This window comes from Mycobacterium sp. AZCC_0083 (assembly GCF_014202335.1).
GTDB lineage: Bacteria > Actinomycetota > Actinomycetes > Mycobacteriales > Mycobacteriaceae > Mycobacterium.
This window is the reverse complement of the sequence record NZ_JACHGP010000004.1, coordinates 365151-383078: the sequence shown is the minus strand read 5'-3', so window position 1 is coordinate 383078 and position 17928 is coordinate 365151. Positions and strand designations below refer to the sequence as shown.

At 66.1% G+C, this 17928-nt stretch carries 19 protein-coding genes; 10 read left to right on the top strand and 9 right to left on the bottom strand.

Annotation, left to right across the window (positions count from 1 at the left end; genetic code table 11):
* Positions 1-2 precede the first annotated feature (2 nt).
* Positions 3-878 carry an LLM class flavin-dependent oxidoreductase gene (locus HNP02_RS12205; protein WP_184438561.1) on the top strand — a complete coding sequence of 292 codons (876 nt, stop codon included), beginning with the start codon at positions 3-5 and terminating at the stop codon, positions 876-878.
* Here the strand turns inward: HNP02_RS12205 and HNP02_RS12200 are convergent.
* Positions 862-1797 (bottom strand): SDR family oxidoreductase, encoded by a 936-nt coding sequence (locus tag HNP02_RS12200; RefSeq protein ID WP_184438559.1) that lies wholly within the window; start codon positions 1795-1797, stop codon positions 862-864. The genes HNP02_RS12205 and HNP02_RS12200 overlap by 17 nt on opposite strands.
* Positions 1798-1914: 117 nt before the next feature.
* On the opposite strand from HNP02_RS12200, the gene HNP02_RS12195 reads away from it, so the two are divergent.
* The gene (locus HNP02_RS12195; protein ID WP_255506476.1) at positions 1915-2580 is read left to right on the top strand and encodes a TetR/AcrR family transcriptional regulator; all 666 of its coding nucleotides are present in this window, start codon (positions 1915-1917) and stop codon (positions 2578-2580) included.
* On the opposite strand, the gene HNP02_RS12190 is transcribed toward HNP02_RS12195, so the two are convergent.
* Positions 2570-3724, bottom strand: coding sequence for an ROK family transcriptional regulator (locus HNP02_RS12190; protein WP_184438555.1), 1155 nt, complete (start codon positions 3722-3724; stop codon positions 2570-2572). The two genes, HNP02_RS12195 and HNP02_RS12190, sit on opposite strands and share 11 nt — an antisense overlap.
* 100 nt (positions 3725-3824) lie before the next feature.
* Here HNP02_RS12190 and HNP02_RS12185 point away from each other — a divergent pair, with 100 nt between their 5' ends.
* Both HNP02_RS12185 and HNP02_RS12180 read left to right on the top strand, forming a co-directional pair.
* Complete coding sequence (locus tag HNP02_RS12185; protein ID WP_184438553.1) at positions 3825-5042, top strand: MFS transporter; 1218 nt, start codon at positions 3825-3827, stop codon at positions 5040-5042.
* Positions 5043-5191: 149 nt separating this feature from the next.
* A complete protein-coding gene (locus tag HNP02_RS12180) occupies positions 5192-5452 on the top strand; it encodes a hypothetical protein (protein ID WP_184438551.1) in 261 nt (86 codons plus the stop codon).
* Here HNP02_RS12180 and HNP02_RS12175 read toward each other — a convergent pair.
* From HNP02_RS12175 to HNP02_RS12160, 4 genes are all read right to left on the bottom strand, one after another.
* Positions 5431-6945, bottom strand: coding sequence for a cell wall metabolism sensor histidine kinase WalK (locus HNP02_RS12175; protein ID WP_184438549.1), 1515 nt, complete (start codon positions 6943-6945; stop codon positions 5431-5433). The genes HNP02_RS12180 and HNP02_RS12175 overlap by 22 nt on opposite strands.
* A complete protein-coding gene (locus HNP02_RS12170) occupies positions 6942-7715 on the bottom strand; it encodes a response regulator transcription factor (protein WP_184438547.1) in 774 nt (257 codons plus the stop codon). The genes HNP02_RS12175 and HNP02_RS12170 overlap by 4 nt, the downstream gene beginning before the upstream one ends.
* A 130-nt stretch (positions 7716-7845) precedes the next feature.
* Positions 7846-9183 (bottom strand): MFS transporter, encoded by a 1338-nt coding sequence (locus tag HNP02_RS12165; protein WP_184438958.1) that lies wholly within the window; start codon positions 9181-9183, stop codon positions 7846-7848.
* A 178-nt stretch (positions 9184-9361) separates the two neighbouring features.
* The gene (locus HNP02_RS12160) at positions 9362-9805 is read right to left on the bottom strand and encodes an HPP family protein (protein ID WP_309241522.1); all 444 of its coding nucleotides are present in this window, start codon (positions 9803-9805) and stop codon (positions 9362-9364) included.
* Positions 9806-10124: 319 nt separating this feature from the next.
* On the opposite strand from HNP02_RS12160, the gene HNP02_RS12155 reads away from it, so the two are divergent.
* From HNP02_RS12155 to HNP02_RS12135, 5 genes are all read left to right on the top strand, one after another.
* Positions 10125-10385 carry a VOC family protein gene (locus tag HNP02_RS12155; RefSeq protein WP_221317474.1) on the top strand — a complete coding sequence of 87 codons (261 nt, stop codon included), beginning with the start codon at positions 10125-10127 and terminating at the stop codon, positions 10383-10385.
* Between the two features lie 3 nt (positions 10386-10388).
* On the top strand, positions 10389-11054 hold the full coding sequence (locus HNP02_RS12150) for a VOC family protein (protein ID WP_184438543.1): 666 nt from the start codon (positions 10389-10391) through the stop codon (positions 11052-11054).
* A 34-nt stretch (positions 11055-11088) separates the two neighbouring features.
* Positions 11089-11277 (top strand): helix-hairpin-helix domain-containing protein, encoded by a 189-nt coding sequence (locus tag HNP02_RS12145; protein WP_184438541.1) that lies wholly within the window; start codon positions 11089-11091, stop codon positions 11275-11277.
* 17 nt (positions 11278-11294) lie between these two features.
* Complete coding sequence (rnhA, locus tag HNP02_RS12140) at positions 11295-11747, top strand: ribonuclease HI (protein ID WP_184438956.1); 453 nt, start codon at positions 11295-11297, stop codon at positions 11745-11747.
* 65 nt (positions 11748-11812) lie between these two features.
* Positions 11813-12487, top strand: coding sequence for a cutinase family protein (locus HNP02_RS12135; protein ID WP_184438539.1), 675 nt, complete (start codon positions 11813-11815; stop codon positions 12485-12487).
* Positions 12488-12500: 13 nt separating this feature from the next.
* Here HNP02_RS12135 and HNP02_RS12130 read toward each other — a convergent pair whose 3' ends face one another.
* Complete coding sequence (locus HNP02_RS12130; RefSeq protein ID WP_184438537.1) at positions 12501-14771, bottom strand: ATP-dependent DNA ligase; 2271 nt, start codon at positions 14769-14771, stop codon at positions 12501-12503.
* A gap of 302 nt (positions 14772-15073) precedes the next feature.
* Here HNP02_RS12130 and HNP02_RS12125 point away from each other — a divergent pair, with 302 nt between their 5' ends.
* On the top strand, positions 15074-15559 hold the full coding sequence (locus HNP02_RS12125; protein ID WP_184438535.1) for a MarR family winged helix-turn-helix transcriptional regulator: 486 nt from the start codon (positions 15074-15076) through the stop codon (positions 15557-15559).
* Positions 15560-15571: 12 nt separating this feature from the next.
* Here HNP02_RS12125 and HNP02_RS12120 read toward each other — a convergent pair whose 3' ends face one another.
* Positions 15572-16837 carry a DUF4032 domain-containing protein gene (locus tag HNP02_RS12120; protein ID WP_184438533.1) on the bottom strand — a complete coding sequence of 422 codons (1266 nt, stop codon included), beginning with the start codon at positions 16835-16837 and terminating at the stop codon, positions 15572-15574.
* Between the two features lie 8 nt (positions 16838-16845).
* Positions 16846-17925 carry an ABC transporter ATP-binding protein gene (locus HNP02_RS12115; protein ID WP_184438531.1) on the bottom strand — a complete coding sequence of 360 codons (1080 nt, stop codon included), beginning with the start codon at positions 17923-17925 and terminating at the stop codon, positions 16846-16848.
* Positions 17926-17928: the final 3 nt, after the last annotated feature.

Sequence of the window (17928 nt, the reverse complement as noted above, 5' to 3'; positions counted from 1 at the left end):
TCATGCGGTTCACCTATGCGGAGTCAATGACCGACCCGGCGTACTACATCCCTTTGGCCAAGGCGGCGGACGCCGCGGGCTATCACGCGATGACCATCGCCGACAGCATCGCGTACCCGTTCGAGTCGGACGCGAAGTACCCGTACACCGACGACGGCAATCGCGAGTTCCTGGACGGCAAGGCGATGATCGAGACGTTCGCGCTGATCGGGGCGCTCTCCGCGGTGACGACGCGGCTGCACTTCAACATCTTCGTGCTCAAGCTGCCGATCCGGCCGCCCGCGCTGGTGGCCAAGCAGGCCGGCTCGCTGGCTGCGCTGTTCGACAACCGGCTCGGGCTCGGCGTCGGCACCAGTCCCTGGCCCGAGGACTACGCGCTCATGGGCGTCCCATTCGCCAAGCGGGGCAAGCGAATGGACGAGTGCATCGACATCATCCGGGGCCTCACCACCGGCGACTACTTCGAGTACCACGGCGAGTTCTACGACATCCCCAAGATCAAGATGACACCGGCGCCGACCAAACCGCTGCCGATCCTGATCGGCGGGCACGCCGACGTCGCGCTGCGGCGTGCCGCGCGCAACGACGGCTGGATGCACGGCGGCGGTGATCTCGGTGATCCCGAGGCGCTCGACCGACTCATCAACCGACTCAAGAAGTTTCGAGAGGAAGAGGGTCGGACTGGCCCGTTCGAGATCCACGTGATGTCGCTCGACGCGTACACACCGGACGGTGTCAAGCGCCTCGAGGACAAGGGCGTCACCGACGTCATGGTCGGCTTCCGGATCCCCTACATCGTCGGGCCGGACACGCAGCCGCTGGACAGCAAGATCCGCAAGCTCGAGCGGTTCGCGGAGAACGTCATCGCGAAGGTGTAGCCACCTCGATAGGCAGCGTGGTGCCGGTCAGGTCCTCCGCGACCGCCCACAGGGACGACGCGAGGTCGACGCCACGCGCGGACCGCGGCAACTCCACCTTCTTGGTCGCGCCAACCAGCCCGCCGAAGCCACGGGGCCCGTAGTACGCACCCTGCCGGGCACCCGGTTCCGTGGCGGCGAACAACAGCGGCTCGGTTCCGGTGACCACGTCCTGCGACGGCAGTATCGGCAGGTCGGTAAGCGGGTTGAACCGCTTGGTGGTGCGCCCCAGATTCGGCCCCGCACTCTGCAGGTTGGTCCGTGTGTAGCCAGGATGCGCAATGGTGCTCAACAGGTTCCAGCCACGATCCTCGGCGACCCGCGCGAGGTGCAGCCCCAGCAGTAGGTCGGCGAGCTTGGACTGGGCGTAGACCCTTGCCGGGCTGTAGGACTCAGCGAACTGCAGGTCGCGGAAGTTGATGCGGCCGAAGTTGGCCGCGCCACTCGCCATGGTCACCACACGCGGCGATGCCGACGAGAGCAGATGCGGCAGAAGCAGATTCGTCAAGGCGAACGGCCCGAGGAAGTTGCTGCCGAACTGGAGCTCGAAGCCGTCAGCGGTCAGCATCCGTTTCGGCACCGCCATCACGCCCGCGTTGTTGATCAGCACGTCGAGCTGCTGGCCGTCCGACAGGATCCCGTCGACGAACGCGTGCACGCTGGCGAGGTCGGCGAGGTCGATGCGCCGGACCTCGAGCGACGCGCCTGGCACGTCCTGACGGATCTCGGCGGCGGCCGCATGGCCCTTGTCCTCGCTGCGCACGCCCATCACGACGTGGCCGCCCGCCGCGGCAATGCGACGCGTCGCCTCCATGCCGGTGCCGCTGTTGGCGCCGGTGATCACGAAGCGGCGGCCGGTCTGATCGCTTACCTGATACATCTCTCCCCAATCCGATTGCCGGCCGCACTTAGCGACCGCTGGTCTCTAGCGCTGCCGACGCTAACAGACCACCGGTCTCTAGGCAAGAGACCGGCGGTAGCTTATGCTGGTGACGTGATGTCCTTCGTCCGCGCCCACAGCCCTGAGCAGCGGGAAGTCCGTCGTACGACGATCCTGGACACGGCTCGGGCGATGCTCGACGAGATGCCGGTGGCCGAAATCACGCTCAACGGATTGAGCCGCAAGTCGTGCATGGCCAAGTCGAACGTGCTGCGCTACTTCGAGTCGCGCGAGGCCATCCTGCTCGAACTGTGCGCCGAAGCGCTGTCCGAGTGGGTGATCGACCTGGAATCCAAGCTGTCCGATGCCGTGTCTCCGACCGACCCCACACCGACGCGGGCCGAGCGGATCGTCGCCGTCATCACCACCTCACTGGCCGAACGACCGGTGCTGTGCGACCTGCTGAGCGCGCAGGCAGGCGTGCTGGAGCACAACATCTCGACGGGCACCGTGCTCGGGTACAAGCGCGCCTCGATCGCCAACGTCGGTCGACTCACCGAAATGGTGGCCCGCCACCTTCCCGAGCTCGGCGCCCAGGACGCAGGCAGATTCGCGATGCTCGCCGCGCTGATGGTCACCTCGGTGTGGACGCACGCCCACGCCCCGCAAGCAGTGGTTGCGGCGTACGAGATGGATCCGTCGTTGCAGCCCTATCAACTGGACTTCGAGACCACACTCCGGGAAGCGCTCGACGTCATCATGGCGGGCCTGCTCAGCCGATGAGCGCGTCGACGGCGCGCGGTCCGAGCACCTGGTCGAGCACCATGACCGCGCTTCCGGCGGTCGCCGATCGGTCACCGTGCGCGGCTGGCACCACCACGAGTGTGCGGGTCGCCTGGGCAGTGGCGTTGCCGTACAACGTCTCCCGTAGTCCGGCGACGAAGATCTCGTAGGCGCCCGCCAGATCGCCTGCCACCACGAGCACGGCGGGGTTGAGCAGGTTCACCGCGGCCGCGACGACCTCGCCGACGTACCTGCCGCTGTCGCGGATCATGCGACGTGCCTCCGCGTCACCGCCATTGGCGAGCTCGACGACGTCGCGCATGTGCCGCACCGCATGCCCCTGCTGTTGCAGCGCGTGCACCACCGCCCAGCCACCGGCGATGGCCTCGAGGCAACCTGTGTCACCGCATCGGCACGGAAGCCCTTGCGCCGCAGCGATCTTGTTGTGCCCGAACTCCCCCGCCGCCTGATTGGCGCCACGCTGCAACACTCCGCCTGCGATGATGCCCGCACCAAGCCCCGTCGAGACCTTCAGCACCAGCACGTCGTCGTAGCGCTGACGATCGCCGCCCCGCTCGGCCAACGCGACGGCGTTGGCGTCGTTGTCGAGCACCACCGGGACACCCGAAAGACGCTTCAGCTCAAGGAAGTACGGCCGCAGATCCACGCCGTCCCAGCCGCGCAGGATCGGCGAGTCCCTGCTGCACCCACGTTCGCGGTCCACGGTTCCCGGCAGGCTAAGCCCGACACCGTAGATCGGAACGTCGCGGTGATCGTCGAGCAGCAGGTCGAGTCGCTTCACCACGTCGGGCATCAGGTCGTCGGGTCCGAGGGCGACCTCCTGGTCGATGTCGCTCGTCGACAACACGTCGCCGGCCAGATTGCACACCGCCAGCCGGGTGCGGCTGATGCCGATGGCCGCCGTCAGCACCAGGCCCGCGTCGGCGTTGAAGGAGAGCAGCGTCGCCGGACGGCCGCCGGTCGACGGCGCCTGCTCGCGCTCGATGACGAGCCCCGAGGCCACCAGCGTCGAGATGCGCGCGGCGACCGCGGTACGCGACAGCCCGGTGAGCTGGCCGATCTCCGTGCGCGTGGTGTCGCGGCGATCCCTGATCAGGGTGAAGACGTCGCCCGCGGTGGCCATTCTTCGATTGAACCACGCAAAACGTAAGCCACGCCACTTTCGCCCTAAAAAGGCGAAAGATAAGTTGAAGAAAGTTCTAAGTAGGCCTAGCCTTGGGCGAGTGACACGCTCCCTGGATCGTCCTACCCGCCCGCAGTCCGTCGTGGCGCCTGACCCCACCGTCCGATGGCTGGCGGTGCTGGCGCTCGCGATCGGCGGCTTCGGCATCGGTACCACCGAGTTCGTCGCCATGGGCCTGCTGCCCGACATCGCTGGCAGCCTTGGCGTCAGTGAACCGACCGCCGGGCACGTCATCTCCGCCTACGCGCTCGGCGTGGTGATCGGGGCACCGCTCATCGCGTCGCTGACCGCGCGGGTACCGCGCAAGACGCTGCTGCTTGGCCTGATGACGCTCTTCACGCTTGGCAACCTCGCGAGCGTGGTGGCGCCGACGTATGGCACGTTGGTGGCCGCCCGGTTCGTCGCAGGCGTGCCGCACGGAGCGTTCTTCGGCATCGCCGCTCTGGTCGCTGCCCACCTGATGGGGCCGCAGAACCGGGCCAAGGCCGTCGCGCACGTGCTGACCGGCCTGACGGTGGCGACGGTGCTCGGCGTTCCGATTGCGTCGTGGCTCGGCCAGCAATTCGGCTGGCGCAGCGCATTCGGACTCGTCGTCGTGGTCGGTCTCGTCACGCTGACCGCCATCTGGTTCTGGCTGCCGAACATGCGCTCGATGCACGTGACGAGTCCGCTGACCGAACTCGGCGCCCTCAAGCGGGTGCAGGTGTGGCTGGCGCTATTGGTCGGCATGGTCGGCTTCGGCGGCATGTTCGCCGTGTACACCTACATCAGCACGACGCTGACCGACGTAGCGGGCCTGCCGCGGGCACTGATTCCCGTGGCGCTCATGGTCTTCGGTGTCGGCATGGTGGTCGGAAATCTCCTCGGAGGACGGATGGCCGACATCTCGGTGATCCGTGGCCTGTACGTCTCGATCACCGCGCTTGGCATCGTGCTCGCGCTGTTCGTGTTCGCCGCGCACAACCCGTGGACGGCGATGGCCGGGCTCTTCCTCATCGGCACGGCGGGTTCGGCGATCGGGCCCGCGCTGCAGACGCGACTGATGGACGTCGCGCACGACGCCCAGACGCTTGCCGCCGCGCTGAACCACTCGGCGCTCAACGTCGCCAACGCGGCGGGCGCCCTGATCGGTGGCATGGTGATCGCCGCGGGCTACGGCTACACCGCGCCCGCGGCCGCCGGAGCGCTGCTCGCGGTCGCAGGCATCGTGGTGCTGACGTTCTCGGTGCTGCTGCAACGCCGCACCGCAAACCGCTAGTTCCACATAGCGAATACAAATCTTTGAATTCGAAATGAGCTGCGGGCCAAAGCGGGAATCGATCCTACATTGGAATGTGTACGCACATCATCCAATTGAGGGGTCGGGACGTGAAATATCTTGTGGCTGTTGGAATTACCGCGGGCATAATGGCTTCGTCGGTAGTCAGTCTCACCGCAGTCGCCTCCGCGGCACCCACCGGGCCGTCGCAGGTCGATCAAACCGTCCAGAAGCTCCAGGCCGACGGCTTCGACGTCACCATCAACCGGACCGGCGACAAACCGCTGTCGGAGTGCAGTGTCCGCTCGATCCGCCCCGGACAGACCTTCTCCACACAGGACTCCAGGGGCGGCGGCTCGATCAACACCACCGTCACCTCGAAGACGGTCTACCTGGACGTGGCGTGCTGAAGCCCTAGTTGAACCGTCGCAAGACGCACCCTGAAGGTCGTCCTTCCTTCGCCTGATTCTGCCGCGATGGTTCCGTGGTGAGCCTCGACGATCGACGCGGTTATGGACAGTCCCAGCCCGAAGCTGCCGGACTGCCGGGACCGCGACTCATCGGCTCGGACGAACCGTTCGAACAAGTGCGGCAACATTTCCCGATCGATTCCCGGACCGTCGTCGGTGACGGTCAGCTCCACGTACCCCGCTCCGTCATCGGCTCGTCCCGTGGCGATTCCCGTCGTCACGGTCGTGCCGTCCGGGGTGTGCGTGCGCGCGTTGGACAACAGGTTGGCCAGCATCTGATGAAGCCTCATCCGATCGCCCGCGACCCACACCGCACCGTCTGGCACATTGGTCAGCCAGCGCTGGCCCGGCGCCGAAACTGCGGCGTCGTTCACGGCATCGATGACGACATCGGTGAGGTCCACGTCGGTGGCGTCCAGGTCCTCGCCCTCGTCGAGCCGCGCGAGCAACAGAAGGTCCGCGACCAACGAACTCATCCGCTGCGCTTCGGCTTCGATACGGGCGAGCGAGTATTCGGTGGTCTCCGGCAGCACCGAACTGTCCTGACGGGTCAGCTCCGCGTAGCCGTGGATGGCGGCCAGCGGGGTGCGCAGTTCGTGGCTGGCGTCGGTGATGAACCTGCGCATCCGGCGGTCCGAAGCCGCGACGTCGCCCAACGCACGTTCGACGTTGTCGAGCAATCGGTTCAAGGTGTCGCCGACGAGGCCGACCTCGGTCCGCGGATCGGTATCCCGCTGCGGCACTCGTGGCGTGATCTGGTGATTGTCGCGGTCCAACGGCAGCGTGGCCACCTCTGCGGCGGTAGAGACGACCCGACCGAGGGGACGCAGCGCGAACCGCACGATAGCGGCCATGATCAGCGCGGTGACGAACACGGCGAGCACCGTCATCGCGGCGACGATCATCGTCTCCCTGGCGACCGCATCCGAGGCTGGCTTCATCGAGACGGCGGTTACCAGGATCTCGTTGCCGTCCCCAGGGCGGGTCTCCATCAAGTACTCGCCGATACCGGGCAACCAGACGGTCCGCTTGCCGCTACCCTCTGCCGCCAGCTTGGGCAGGTCTGCGACGACGTGCTCGGGAGCCGGACCGGCTGAGCCGTCGTGGAAGATCGCCGAATCGACCACCTTGCCGTTCTGAATCAGGGCGATCACGTTCTTCGGTGCCTGACCGATGACTTGGGTGAGCGGCTTCATCGCTCCCGGCGGTGGCTTGTGACCATGGTTGTCAGGACTGATCCGGTACTTGGTCACCGAATTACTGAAACCGTCCGCCGACGCCAAGAGCTGGTTGTCGATGACACCGGTCAGCGAGTGCCGCATGGTCATCGACGACGCCACGCCCATCGCCACCAGCACCAACGTGACCAGTGCGCACACCCCGACGACGAGCTGACGGGTCAACGTCCATGTCCGCCAACGCAATAGGTTCATTCCACGGACCGCAGCATGTAACCGACGCCTCGAACCGTCTGGATCATCGGCTCGCGTCCGGCGTCGACCTTCTTCCGAAGGTACGAGACGTACAGGTCGACGATGCTCGACCGTCCGCCGAAGTCGTAGTTCCACACCTTTTGCAGAACTTCCTCGCGGGTCAACGCGCGCCGGGGATTGCGCATCAGGAATCGCAGCAGCTCGAACTCCGTGGAGGTCAGCGAGATCGGCATACCGCCGCGCGTCACCTCGCGGCTGACGCCGTCGAGTTCGAGGTCGCCGACGGTCAAGGTCTCGTCCTCGGCAGGAGTCATGTAGGCCGACCGGCGGAGCAGTCCGCGCAGCCTTGCCACCAGCTCCTCGAGGGAGAACGGCTTGGTCATGTAGTCGTCGCCGCCCGCGGTCAAACCGGTGACCCTGTCCATCACCGAGTCGCGCGCGGTCAGAAACAGCGTGGGTGTGTAGGTGCCCGAATCCCTGAGGAGTTGCAACACTCCGAGCCCGTCCATGTCGGGCAGCATGATGTCGAGGACCAGGATGTCCGGGGTGTTCGCGCGGTACTTTTCGACGGCCTCGCGGGCGTCGTGCGCGACGTCGATGTCCCAGCCCTCGTACTGCAACGCCATCCGAACCAGATTGGTGAGCGCGCGCTCGTCGTCAACGAGGAGCACCCGGATGGTGGTGCCGTCGGCCCGGTACATTCGGGGCAGTTGGCCGAGAATGGCGCGACGGGGTCGCACGCCATCGTCACTCACCGGCAATGAGGCCATTTGACCATTGTCGGCGTTAGCTGGCCCGCAGTCACCATCCTCATAGATTTCTCACATGTGCAGGTCCTAGACGTCCGTGACCAGTGCACTTGGCACCCGCGCGTCACGGAGGCTTTCGACGATCGGCTGGTCAGCGAGATCGCGGTGGTTGGCGCGCAACCGCGTCCCCAGCTCCTTTGGGCAGCCGTAGCGTCTCGATGAGGGTCAGCGCGATCAGTAGTCCGAGGGTCAGGTACGTCCATGGGTATGCCTCGCCTGCGCTGTGCGAAAGCGGGGTGAAGAGGCCGAGGAGGACTGCGGCGACGGCGATTCCGATTCCGGCGGCCAATTCCTGGACTGCGGCGTTGAGGGTGTTTGCGTGGGAGAGTTCGGCGGCCTCAACGTCGGAGAAGGCCAGGCTGTTGTAGGCGGTGAATCCGGTGGATCTCATTGCGCCACTGAGAAAGAGTACGACTGCGATCAGAGCCACGGGGGTGTTCTCGGTCAGGGAAGCCAACAAGCCGAAACACCCGACGGACAACACACCGTTGACCACGAGGACGCGGCGGATGCCGTATCGCCGCATCAAGGGCGTGGTGAAGGGTTTGATCGCGATGTTGCCGGCGAAGAGCGCGGCGACGAGCGAACCGGCAACGAGCGGCGTCCACCCGAAGGCGAGTTGGAATTGTAACGGCAGGAGGAACGGCACCGCGGTGATGACAAGCCGGTACAGGGACCCAGCGGACACCGTGATGCGCAAGGTCGGTACCCGTAGGACCCGTAGTTCGACGAGGGGATACCGGTAGCGCAGCAAGTGCACTACGGCGACGGTGAGCGCGACAGCTGCCACGGCACCGCCGATCGCCACGTGTCCCCAGTTGGTGCCTTGCACCCGGATGCCTTCCATGGCGATGAGTGCCGCCGCGATCCCGGTTCCCAGCGCTGCCAGGCCGCGCCAGTCCAGTGGCGCCGCGTTGGAATCGCCCTTCCCGTGGATCAGTTTGAGCGCGAACAGGAATCCGATGATGCCGAGAGGGATGTTGGCGATGAAGATCCACCGCCAGGAGCCGAAGGTGGCGACGGCGCCGCCCAGGATGGGTGCGATTACGGGTGCAGCCAGTGCCGGCCAGGTGAGTAGTGCGATGGCGCGAACGAGGTCTCGTTTCTCGGTGGACCGCAGCACGAGTAGGCGTCCGACGGGCACCATGAGGGCGCCGCCGATTCCCTGCACGACGCGCATGGTGACAAGCATCGTGAGCGAGATGCTGGCGGCGCAGCCGACCGATGCCAGGGTGAACAGTGCGATGGCCGCGATGAAGACGCGCCGGGTTCCGAACCGGTCGGACATCCACCCGCTGACGGGAATCAGGACGGCAACCGTCACGAGGTAGGCGGTGATTGCGAGGTTGACGTCGAGCGGGTCGACCTTGAACGAGTGGGCGATGAGCGGGATGGCGGGCGTGATGATGGTGGCGTCGAGGATCTCCATGAAGAGGGTGCCCGCCACCAATAGGGCTACCCCGCGTGGGATCGACACGTCGCAGCCTCCTCTCTTCAGTGGCTGGCCAGCGTAGTCAATCTGTCTGGGGCCAGTCGGGCGCAGACACCTTGGGCCCGCCGCCGCCCGCCATCAAGGGGTGAGCCAGGAGTCACGAGCCGATTTGCCGTCACCACCAGTAGTGCGGGTACTTGGCACCGTTGACCTTGTTACCCGCCAGGCCTACGACGACGAGAATCGCCGCCGCGCACCCGACCAGGACGACGAACTCCCATCGGGGGATGGCTGGGGCAACGGCGATCATGGCCGTCGCGGCGGCCGGGGAGTGCGATATCCGCAGCAGCTTCATCGTGCCGAGGGCCAACGCTCCGGCAAGCGCACCGGCCCACAGCGAATCGATGCCGATCATGCCGACGAGCACACCGACGATCGCCGACATCACGTGCCCACCAATCACGTTGCGGGGCTGTGACAGCGGAAAGTGGGCGCCCCCGACGACCAACGCCATACTCGCAGCGAGTGGCGGGATCAACCACGGATCGTGGGTGACGGCCGTCAGCGCCGCCACGATCACGAGCGCCACCAGGCTCGCCAACGTTTCGACGGCGATCACCGTCAGCCTCTGACGAGGTGGAGCAGAACTGACGTACCACCGCGGTCGACTCGGTGCCTGCGACTCCGGCGTCGAGACTGGTGAACCCACCCGACAGAAGCTATACGGCACGTCCCGCGTCGAGGAAGGCAACGTCGTCAATCACGTCATTCACGGTGTTTATCGTGCAGCACAACGGGTTTGCCAAGCAGTTCGACCGCATGATTCACACCGCCTATCGCGGCGTGATACCGACGTTCATGCCATCGCCGTGGCATCTCGTCGTTGGTTTGCCCTGGCCCTGGGCTCGAGCGGTACGCCTGGAACTACTCTGAACACCATGCTCGACCACGTCTTCATCTCGGTGAGCGACATCGACCGTTCGATCGACTTCTACACTGCGGCACTCGAACCACTTGGCATCACGACCCGGGTCGCCTATGACGGAAAGGCCGGCCCTCCAGGCCATCCCGACCTCAAGGGCTTCGGAGACGATGGCCGCATCTTCTTCTGGCTTCGACACGGCGAGGTCGACGACCGAGCCGCCCACGTCGACTTCGGCTACAGCCTCGAATTCACCTACAAGAGCTGGCAGCACTGACCCGTGGTCACCATCGACGAACTCGATGTCGCCGATCCCGTCGACGCCTGGACACGAGCCGGGTTCACGGTCGATTGCGATGCCGTCTGCAGGATCGGCGGCGTCGGCATCAGGCTGGCCGGGCGTGACACCGGAGCCGCCCCGGCGGCGACATCGGACACCGGCACCGGCATCGTCGGGTGGTCGTTGGGCGGCCTGCCGCCTGACAACACGCTCGATGACCTCGATGGCGTGCCCACGAAGAAATCAACCGCGGTCACTGCAACGCCGATCACGCACGCGAACGGCGTCACGGCGATCGACCACGTCGTGCTGATGTCACCCGACCTGAGTCGGACGGTCGAAGCGCTGGCCGCCATCGGTGTGGACCCGCGCCGGGAACGGGACGCCGAACTCGGCGGGCAGGCGATCCGCCAGATCTTCTTCCGGTTGGGCGAGGTGATCGTCGAGGTCGTCGGTTCGCCTGGCACGGCGAGCGCGGGTCCGTCGACTCTCTGGGGGATCACGTACGTCGTCGATGACGTCGACGCGACTGCCGCGTTCTTCGGTGACCACACGACACCGGTCAAGGACGCGGTGCAGCGGGGGCGCCGCATCACCACGCTGCACCATCACACGCTCGGGATGTCGGTCCGATCGGCGATGATCTCGACGCCCGCGCGTCGCTGAGGCGACTGCCCGCCGCAGTGCCTATCCTCGGCGCATGACCGACGCCGAGGACCGTGGCCCCGTCTTCGACGGCATCCGGATCGGCAGGCCCGCGACCGGCGCGCTGCTCGATGCCGGCTACCACGCCCTCGCGGACCTGCCCGCCGACCTCGGGGAACTCCTCACCCTTCATGGCGTCGGGCCGCGCGCCGTGCGGCTGCTCCGGCAGGCACGGGGGAACTGAACCTCGTGGGCGAATCGATCAAGGACGTGGTGGTCATCCACACCGACGGCGGGTGCAGACCCAATCCAGGCCCTGGTGGCTGGGGCGCGGTGCTGCGGCAGCGGGAGCACGTCCGCGAGATGTGCGGTGGCGAGCCCGGCGAGACCAGCAACAACCGGATGGAGTTGACCGCGCCGATCATGGCGCTCGAAGCGCTGACCAGACCGGTGGTGGTGCACCTGTACACCGACAGCACCTACGTGCGCAGCGGCATCACCAAGTGGGTGCTCGGCTGGGAACGCAACGGCTGGAAGACCGCCGCGAAGCAGCCGGTGAAGAACGTCGACCTGTGGAAGCGCCTCCAGGCGGCCTGCGCGCGGCACCAGGTCGAGTGGTTCTGGGTGAAGGGGCACTCGGGCGTCGCCGACAACGAGTTGGCTGACGTGCTCGCGACCCGGGGCATGCAGGAAGCGATCGACGGTTCCGGCTGATCGTCGGCTCGGAGGGTGAGCTCCGTCGCGCGAGCGAACATGGCGACCTGTGCCAGCATGGTGCGATGACAGCACGCCACCTCGTCCGGCTGGCCGGTGCAGCAGTGGCCTCCGGATGGACGCTTCTCATCACACCGCTGGGTCTTCCGTCAGCGAGTGCCGCCCCATGCCCCGACGTCGAGGTGACCTTCGCGCGCGGCACGTTCGCGCCACAGGGCCTCGGCGAAGTCGGCGAGGACTTCGTCAACGCGTTGCGTTCCAAGCTCGGCGCCAAGTCGCTCGGCGTGTACGCCGTCGTGTATCCGGCGAGTACCGACTTCCCCACCGCGGTCGACGGCATCAGGGATGCGAGCAACCACGTCGAGAACATGGCGACAAACTGCCCGAAAACCAAACTGGTGCTTGCCGGTTACTCGCAAGGCGCGGCGGTGATGGGCTTCGTCACGGCGAATGGCGTCCCGGGTGGTGTCGATCCGTCCGATGTGCCGCAGCCGATGCCCGCCGACGTCGCGGACCACGTCGCTGCCGTCGCGCTCCTCGGCAAGCCGGACCAGCAATTCATGGAGGCCATCGATTCGCCCCCGGTCACCATCGGTCCGCTCTACGCAGCCAAGACCATCGAGCTGTGCGCACCCGGTGACCCGATCTGTTCCGACGGCGACGACGGCGCCGCACACACCAGTTACACGGCGATCGGCATGGTCGACCAGGCAGCCACGTACTCGGCCGGCCGGGTCTGACGCGACGCCCTTCCTACTCCCAGACCACCTCGCGAGGCGCCTTGTCTGGCCGCATCCCCCGCCAACTGGGCTGACGCAGCCGGCCGTCGGACGTCCGCTCGCTGTACCGCACCTCCCCCACCAGCTCCGGGCGCACGTACGTCACCCCCTTCGCGTCGGGCCCGGTAAGCGTTGCGGTGAAAGGGGATTCGTCGGTGTGCAGTGGCGCCAGCGTCTTCTTCAGCGCCGCCAAGTCCTTGTCGGTGAAACCGGTCCCGACGCGGCCTGCGAAGTCCAGTCCGCCGTCGCCCGGCACGCCGATCAGCAGCGCGCCGATGCCGCTGGTGCGGCCGCCCTCACCGGCCCGCCACCCGCCGATGACGACTTCCTGGGTCAACCAGAGCTTGTCCTTGATCCACGACTGCGAGCGCCGTCCCGGTTGGTAGGTGGAGTCGCGTTTCTTGGCGACCACGCCCTCCCACCGCTGTGACCTGGCGTACTCGAGCGCCGCGCCACCGTCGCCGGGGATCTGCTCGGGAACGATCAACCCGCCACCGTCGGCCAGCACCTCGAGTATGCGTCTGCGGTCGGAGTACTTGGCGCGCAACAGGGGTCGTCCGTCCAGTTGCAGCACGTCGAAGGCCCAGAACTCGATGTTGGCTCCGGCGCCGCGGTTCTGCATCGCGCCGAAACTTGGAACGCCGGACTCGTCGAGCGCGACGACCTCCCCGTCGAGGATGACGTGATGGTCGGCCAGATCGGCGGCCAGCGCCTCGAGTTGGGGGAACTCGCGTGTGACGTCACGACCACTGCGCGAACGCAATTCGAGTGCGCCGTGGTCGGCGTTCACCAGCAGCCGGTAGCCGTCCCACTTGCCCTCGAATGCCCACACGACGGAGTTGAGCCGCTCCACCGAACCATGTGTCGCCAGCATCGGCGCCATGTCCTTTGGCGAGAAGTTCGCCTGCTCCTTCATCCGGTGCGCGAGCCAGTTCTTGCCGTCGGTCTGAATCAGCGCGTAGCGGCCCTCGATCTTCGAGCCATGGAGGGTGACGATCACCTCCCCGCCCTTCTCGGGGCCACCAGGGCCGTGGTCGCGGAACTTCTCCGTCTCGTAAGTGCCACTGTCCCAGACGATGACCTCGCCACCGCCGTACTCCCCCTTGGGAATCGCCCCCTCGAACGTGGCGTACTCCAGCGGGTGGTCCTCGGTGTGCACCGCGAGGTGGTTAACCGACGTGGTCTCCGGCAGGTTCTTCGGCACGGCCCACGACACCAGTACGCCGTCGCGTTCGAGGCGGAAGTCGTAGTGCAGTCGGCGTGCGTGGTGTTCCTGTATGACGAAGCGTTCGTCGTTGCCCATCGCGGGGGCCTCCGCGGGGACGGGCTCGGGTGTCTTGCCCGGGTCGCGCATGCGGCGGTAGGTGGTGAGTTTGTCGGCCACCGGGGCATTTTCGTCGAACGCGGCGAACAGGTCGCCGTCACGTTCGACGCGCTCCAGCACCTCGTCGAACCGCAGATGGCGCAGGTCCGGATCCTCGAACTCAGCCCAGGTTCGAGGTGCAGCGACCATCGGCTGGTCCCTGCCGCGCATCGAGTACGGCGCGATCGTGGTCTTGGCCGAGCTGTTCTGGCTCCAGTCCAGGAACACCTTTCCGTCGCGCAGGCTTCGGGTCATGGTGGCGGTGACCAACTTCGGCATCGCCTTCTCGAGCTGTTGAGCCACCTTGCGCGCCAACACCGATGCGCCGTGCGAGCTGATCGGATCGGTCAGCGGCACGTAGAGGTGCACGCCCTTGCTGCCGCTGGTGAGCGGGTAGGTGTCCAACCCGATGTCGCTCATCATCTCCCTGACCGCGCCCGCCACTTCGCTCAGTTGGGGCATCGTCACCCCCTCGCCGGGGTCGAGGTCGAACACGATGCGCGTGGCGGGGCCGGGATCTGTGTCATCGCCAACGAACCGCCACTGCGGCACGTGCACTTCGAGCGCGGCCTGCTGCGCGATCCAGGCCAGGCCCTCCCTGGTGTCGATGACGGGGTAGGTGGTGGTGCCCGACTTGTGCGTGATCGAGCCGCGATGCAGCCAGTCCGGCGCCGAGGACGCCAGCTGCTTCTCGAAGAACGCCGGCTGCTCGACGCCGTTCGGCCAGCGCTTGCGGGTGACGGGGCGCCCGGCGATGTGCGGCAACATCACGTCGGCGATCGAGACGTAGTAGTCGAAGACCTCCGCCTTGGTGGTGCCCGTCGCCGGGTAGAGCACCTTGTCGGGGTTGGTCAACCGCACCCGGCCGCAACTGTCCACCACCTCACGGTATTACGCGAGCGGCGACTGGCCGTCGATACGCGCCTTCGACAGCGAAGCGTGACACTTCTGCCAGGGCGAAGTTGCGCTTCGACCAGGTCCACGACTATTCACGGAGTCCCAGAGCGCGGCAAAGTTCGCTGTCGATAATTCCAGCGAAAGCGTCAATAATCGCCGCGGAGGCGACACAACCATCGGTATGATCAGCCCGCCTAAGGACAACCGACTCGATCAGCCGGCACAGGCCGCCTGACCCCGCGTCCACCACACGGGGCCAAGCCCAGGTGTGGGAGGTCGTTCGTCCGATGCCAACCGAACTCGCTCGGATCGCCGTCGTCCTGAAGAGGACACTGGAATCCCTTCATGGATCCGTCGACGATTTGGCGCGCGAATTGGTTAGGGTGCTCGGCGTCAATCAGACAGATCGACGTGCCCTGGAACTCATTCTCCTTGCGGGCGAGAAGTTCACGACGCCGGGACTTCTGGCCGACCGGCTCAGTCTCACTGCCGCCGGCACCACGATCGTGCTCAACCGCCTGGAGAAGCTGGGCTACGTCAGTCGAACGCTACATCCGACCGATCGTCGCCGAGTAATCGTGTTGGCCACCGATCTTGCTGCTCGCCGTCTCTCGGAACTCGTCTCCCCGCTGCTGGATCAGGGCGGCAAGATGTTGTCGAGCTATTACAACGCGGCGGAGATCGACCTGATCGTCGGCTTTCTCACCCGTACGGATGAGCTGCAACAAACTCATCTGAACCGGATGCGTGAATTGGATCCCTACCCACGTTGATGACTGTGATTGCTATGGATCATCGTCGATCTCCAGGACCGCGAATGGCGCAGTCGGCACCTCGGCGATGGCCAGCTTCGCAGCCGAATCGTTGGGGATGACGTCACGGGCAAGTGCCGCAAGCGCTTTGTTGGTGCCGACGTCCTGACCGGCTTGCTCACTGAGCAGCCACCGCACTTCGAGCAGATCGCAGTAGGCCTGGATGGCGGTGCCTGCGTGGTGCACCGCGTCGTGCGCCAACTGCTGGTAGGGCCGTAGCACCTCGATGACCCACAGCTGGGCGGCGGTCGACTCGTCGACGTCATGACCGACCTCCCGGCACAACTGCGCCTGATAGGCGTGCAGGTCGCCGAGCAAGATGCGCGCCTGCCCCTCACCCACGTCCAGGCCGGTGAGATCGCGCAGCCGCTGGGCGTGATAGCGCCGGTCACCAACCGCGACGTTGACCCGAAACTGGTCCGGACTCGTACTGAGCGGTTGCATCGAGAGTTCGTCGACGGCGAAGCCGAGTTCGTTGAGGCGGCGGATGGTCCCCTCGACGCGGTAGCGGTCCGTGAAGCCGAATACCGGTTCGGCGTGCAGTGTCTCCCACAGCGTGTCGTACCGAACCTGGATGTGTTCGGCCTCGGCGATCAGCGTGTCCTGCAACTCCTCCGAACCATCCAGCCGCTCGGCAAGATCGAGCATGCCCATCGAGACGTTCTCCACCAGGATCTCGAGGTCGTGCTGCCGCTGCCCCCGGCTCAGAGACGGATGCACCTCAGATGTTTCGGCGTCGACGAGCCACGCCTGCAGCGACTGACCGTCCCGGGAGAACAGCGTGTTCGCCAGCGAGCAGTCACCCCAGAAGACGCCGTGCCGATGAAGTTCCACCAGCAGTCCGGCCATCGCATCGAACAAGCGCGCGCGGTGCTTGGGCTCGTCGGGTGGCAGGCGCATGAACAGGCGGCGGTACTGCCAGGACCCCTCGAGGTAGCGGGTCACCAGGATCGCGGTGTCGAACTCGGGCTGCAGCACCAGACCCGCCGGACGCACCGCGGGCAGCCCCATGTCCTCGAGTCGGCGCAGGACGTCGTACTCCTTGATCGCCAGCCGCGGCGGCATGTCCTTGACGGCCCAGAGCTGATCGTCTGCATCGACGAACTTCACCAGGTGCCGGCTCGGTCCAACTGCGATGTCGCGCAACGGAACCTCGGGGACGATCCAGTCCGACAACGGGCGGTCCCACGGGAGCGTGAGAAGGCCCGGAGTCGGTGCACGAAGCCGGAACTCCGGCACGCGCGTCGTCAGTTGAGCCGCTCGCCGGTTTGCGGGTGGAACAGGTGCACAACGCCTTCGGGAGCCCGATGCAGCCGGATGGTGTCGGCCAACCTGGGCGCCTTGCGTGGGTTGCAGCGCGCGACCAAGTCGACGCCGGAGCTCGCGTGTGTGTAGACGAAGGCCTCACTGCCGAGGTCCTCGACCAGGTCGACGACGACCTCGACGCCACCGGAGTCGGTGATCTCCAGCTGCTCGGGACGGACCCCAAAGGTAACCTCCGACAGGCCCGCTTCGTTCAACTTGGTCAGATTTTCGCGTTCGAGTTCCAGCGTCGAGCCACCGATCTTGACGCCGTCGGCGGAGACCGGCAGGGTCACCAGATTCATCGCGGGCGAACCGATGAAGCCCGCGACGAATGCGTTGGCAGGCCGGTCGTAGAGCTCGTTGGGTGAAGCGAACTGCTGCAGCTTCCCGAAGCGCAGCACGGCCACGCGGTCACCCATCGTCATCGCCTCGACCTGGTCGTGGGTGACGTAGACCGTGGTGGTGCCGAGCCGGCGTTGCAGTGCCGCGATCTGGGTACGCGTCTGCACGCGCAGCTTGGCGTCGAGGTTCGACAGCGGCTCGTCCATGCAGAAGACCTGGGGTTCACGCACGATGGCACGCCCCATCGCGACGCGCTGCCGCTGACCGCCGGACAGCTTGGCGGGCTTGCGATCCAGGTGCTCCGTCAGATCGAGGACCGTGGCAGCCTCCTCGACCTTCTTGCGCCGTTCCGCGGCCGATACCCCCCGCAGCTTGAGTGCGAAGCCCATGTTCTCGGCGACCGTCTTGTTCGGGTACAGCGCGTAGTTCTGGAAGACCATCGCGATGTCGCGGTCCTTGGACGGGACACCGGTCATGTCCTTGCCGCCGATTTCGATCGAGCCTTCGTCGATGTCCTCGAGTCCGGCGAGCATCCGCAGAGCGGTGCTCTTGCCCGAGCCGGACGGGCCGACCAGGACGATGAACTCGCCGTCCTGGATGTCGAGGTTGAGGTTGTCCACCGCGAGTTTGTCCGAACCCTCGTAGATGCAAGAGGCGTTCTTGTAGGTGATAGCAGCCATTTG

Bases quoted from the DNA above. Each gene is read 5' to 3' on its own strand.
- HNP02_RS12205 (WP_184438561.1), top strand. From the start codon at position 3: ATGCGGTTCACCTATGCGGAGTCAATGACCGACCCGGCGTACTACATC.
- HNP02_RS12200 (WP_184438559.1), bottom strand. From the start codon at position 1,797: ATGTATCAGGTAAGCGATCAGACCGGCCGCCGCTTCGTGATCACCGGC.
- HNP02_RS12195 (WP_255506476.1), top strand. From the start codon at position 1,915: ATGTCCTTCGTCCGCGCCCACAGCCCTGAGCAGCGGGAAGTCCGTCGT.
- HNP02_RS12190 (WP_184438555.1), bottom strand. From the start codon at position 3,724: ATGGCCACCGCGGGCGACGTCTTCACCCTGATCAGGGATCGCCGCGAC.
- HNP02_RS12180 (WP_184438551.1), top strand. From the start codon at position 5,192: ATGGCTTCGTCGGTAGTCAGTCTCACCGCAGTCGCCTCCGCGGCACCC.
- HNP02_RS12175 (WP_184438549.1), bottom strand. From the start codon at position 6,945: ATGAACCTATTGCGTTGGCGGACATGGACGTTGACCCGTCAGCTCGTC.
- HNP02_RS12170 (WP_184438547.1), bottom strand. From the start codon at position 7,715: ATGGCCTCATTGCCGGTGAGTGACGATGGCGTGCGACCCCGTCGCGCC.
- HNP02_RS12165 (WP_184438958.1), bottom strand. From the start codon at position 9,183: ATGGAGATCCTCGACGCCACCATCATCACGCCCGCCATCCCGCTCATC.
- HNP02_RS12155 (WP_221317474.1), top strand. From the start codon at position 10,125: ATGCTCGACCACGTCTTCATCTCGGTGAGCGACATCGACCGTTCGATC.
- HNP02_RS12145 (WP_184438541.1), top strand. From the start codon at position 11,089: ATGACCGACGCCGAGGACCGTGGCCCCGTCTTCGACGGCATCCGGATC.
- HNP02_RS12135 (WP_184438539.1), top strand. From the start codon at position 11,813: ATGACAGCACGCCACCTCGTCCGGCTGGCCGGTGCAGCAGTGGCCTCC.
- HNP02_RS12125 (WP_184438535.1), top strand. From the start codon at position 15,074: ATGCCAACCGAACTCGCTCGGATCGCCGTCGTCCTGAAGAGGACACTG.
- HNP02_RS12115 (WP_184438531.1), bottom strand. From the start codon at position 17,925: ATGGCTGCTATCACCTACAAGAACGCCTCTTGCATCTACGAGGGTTCG.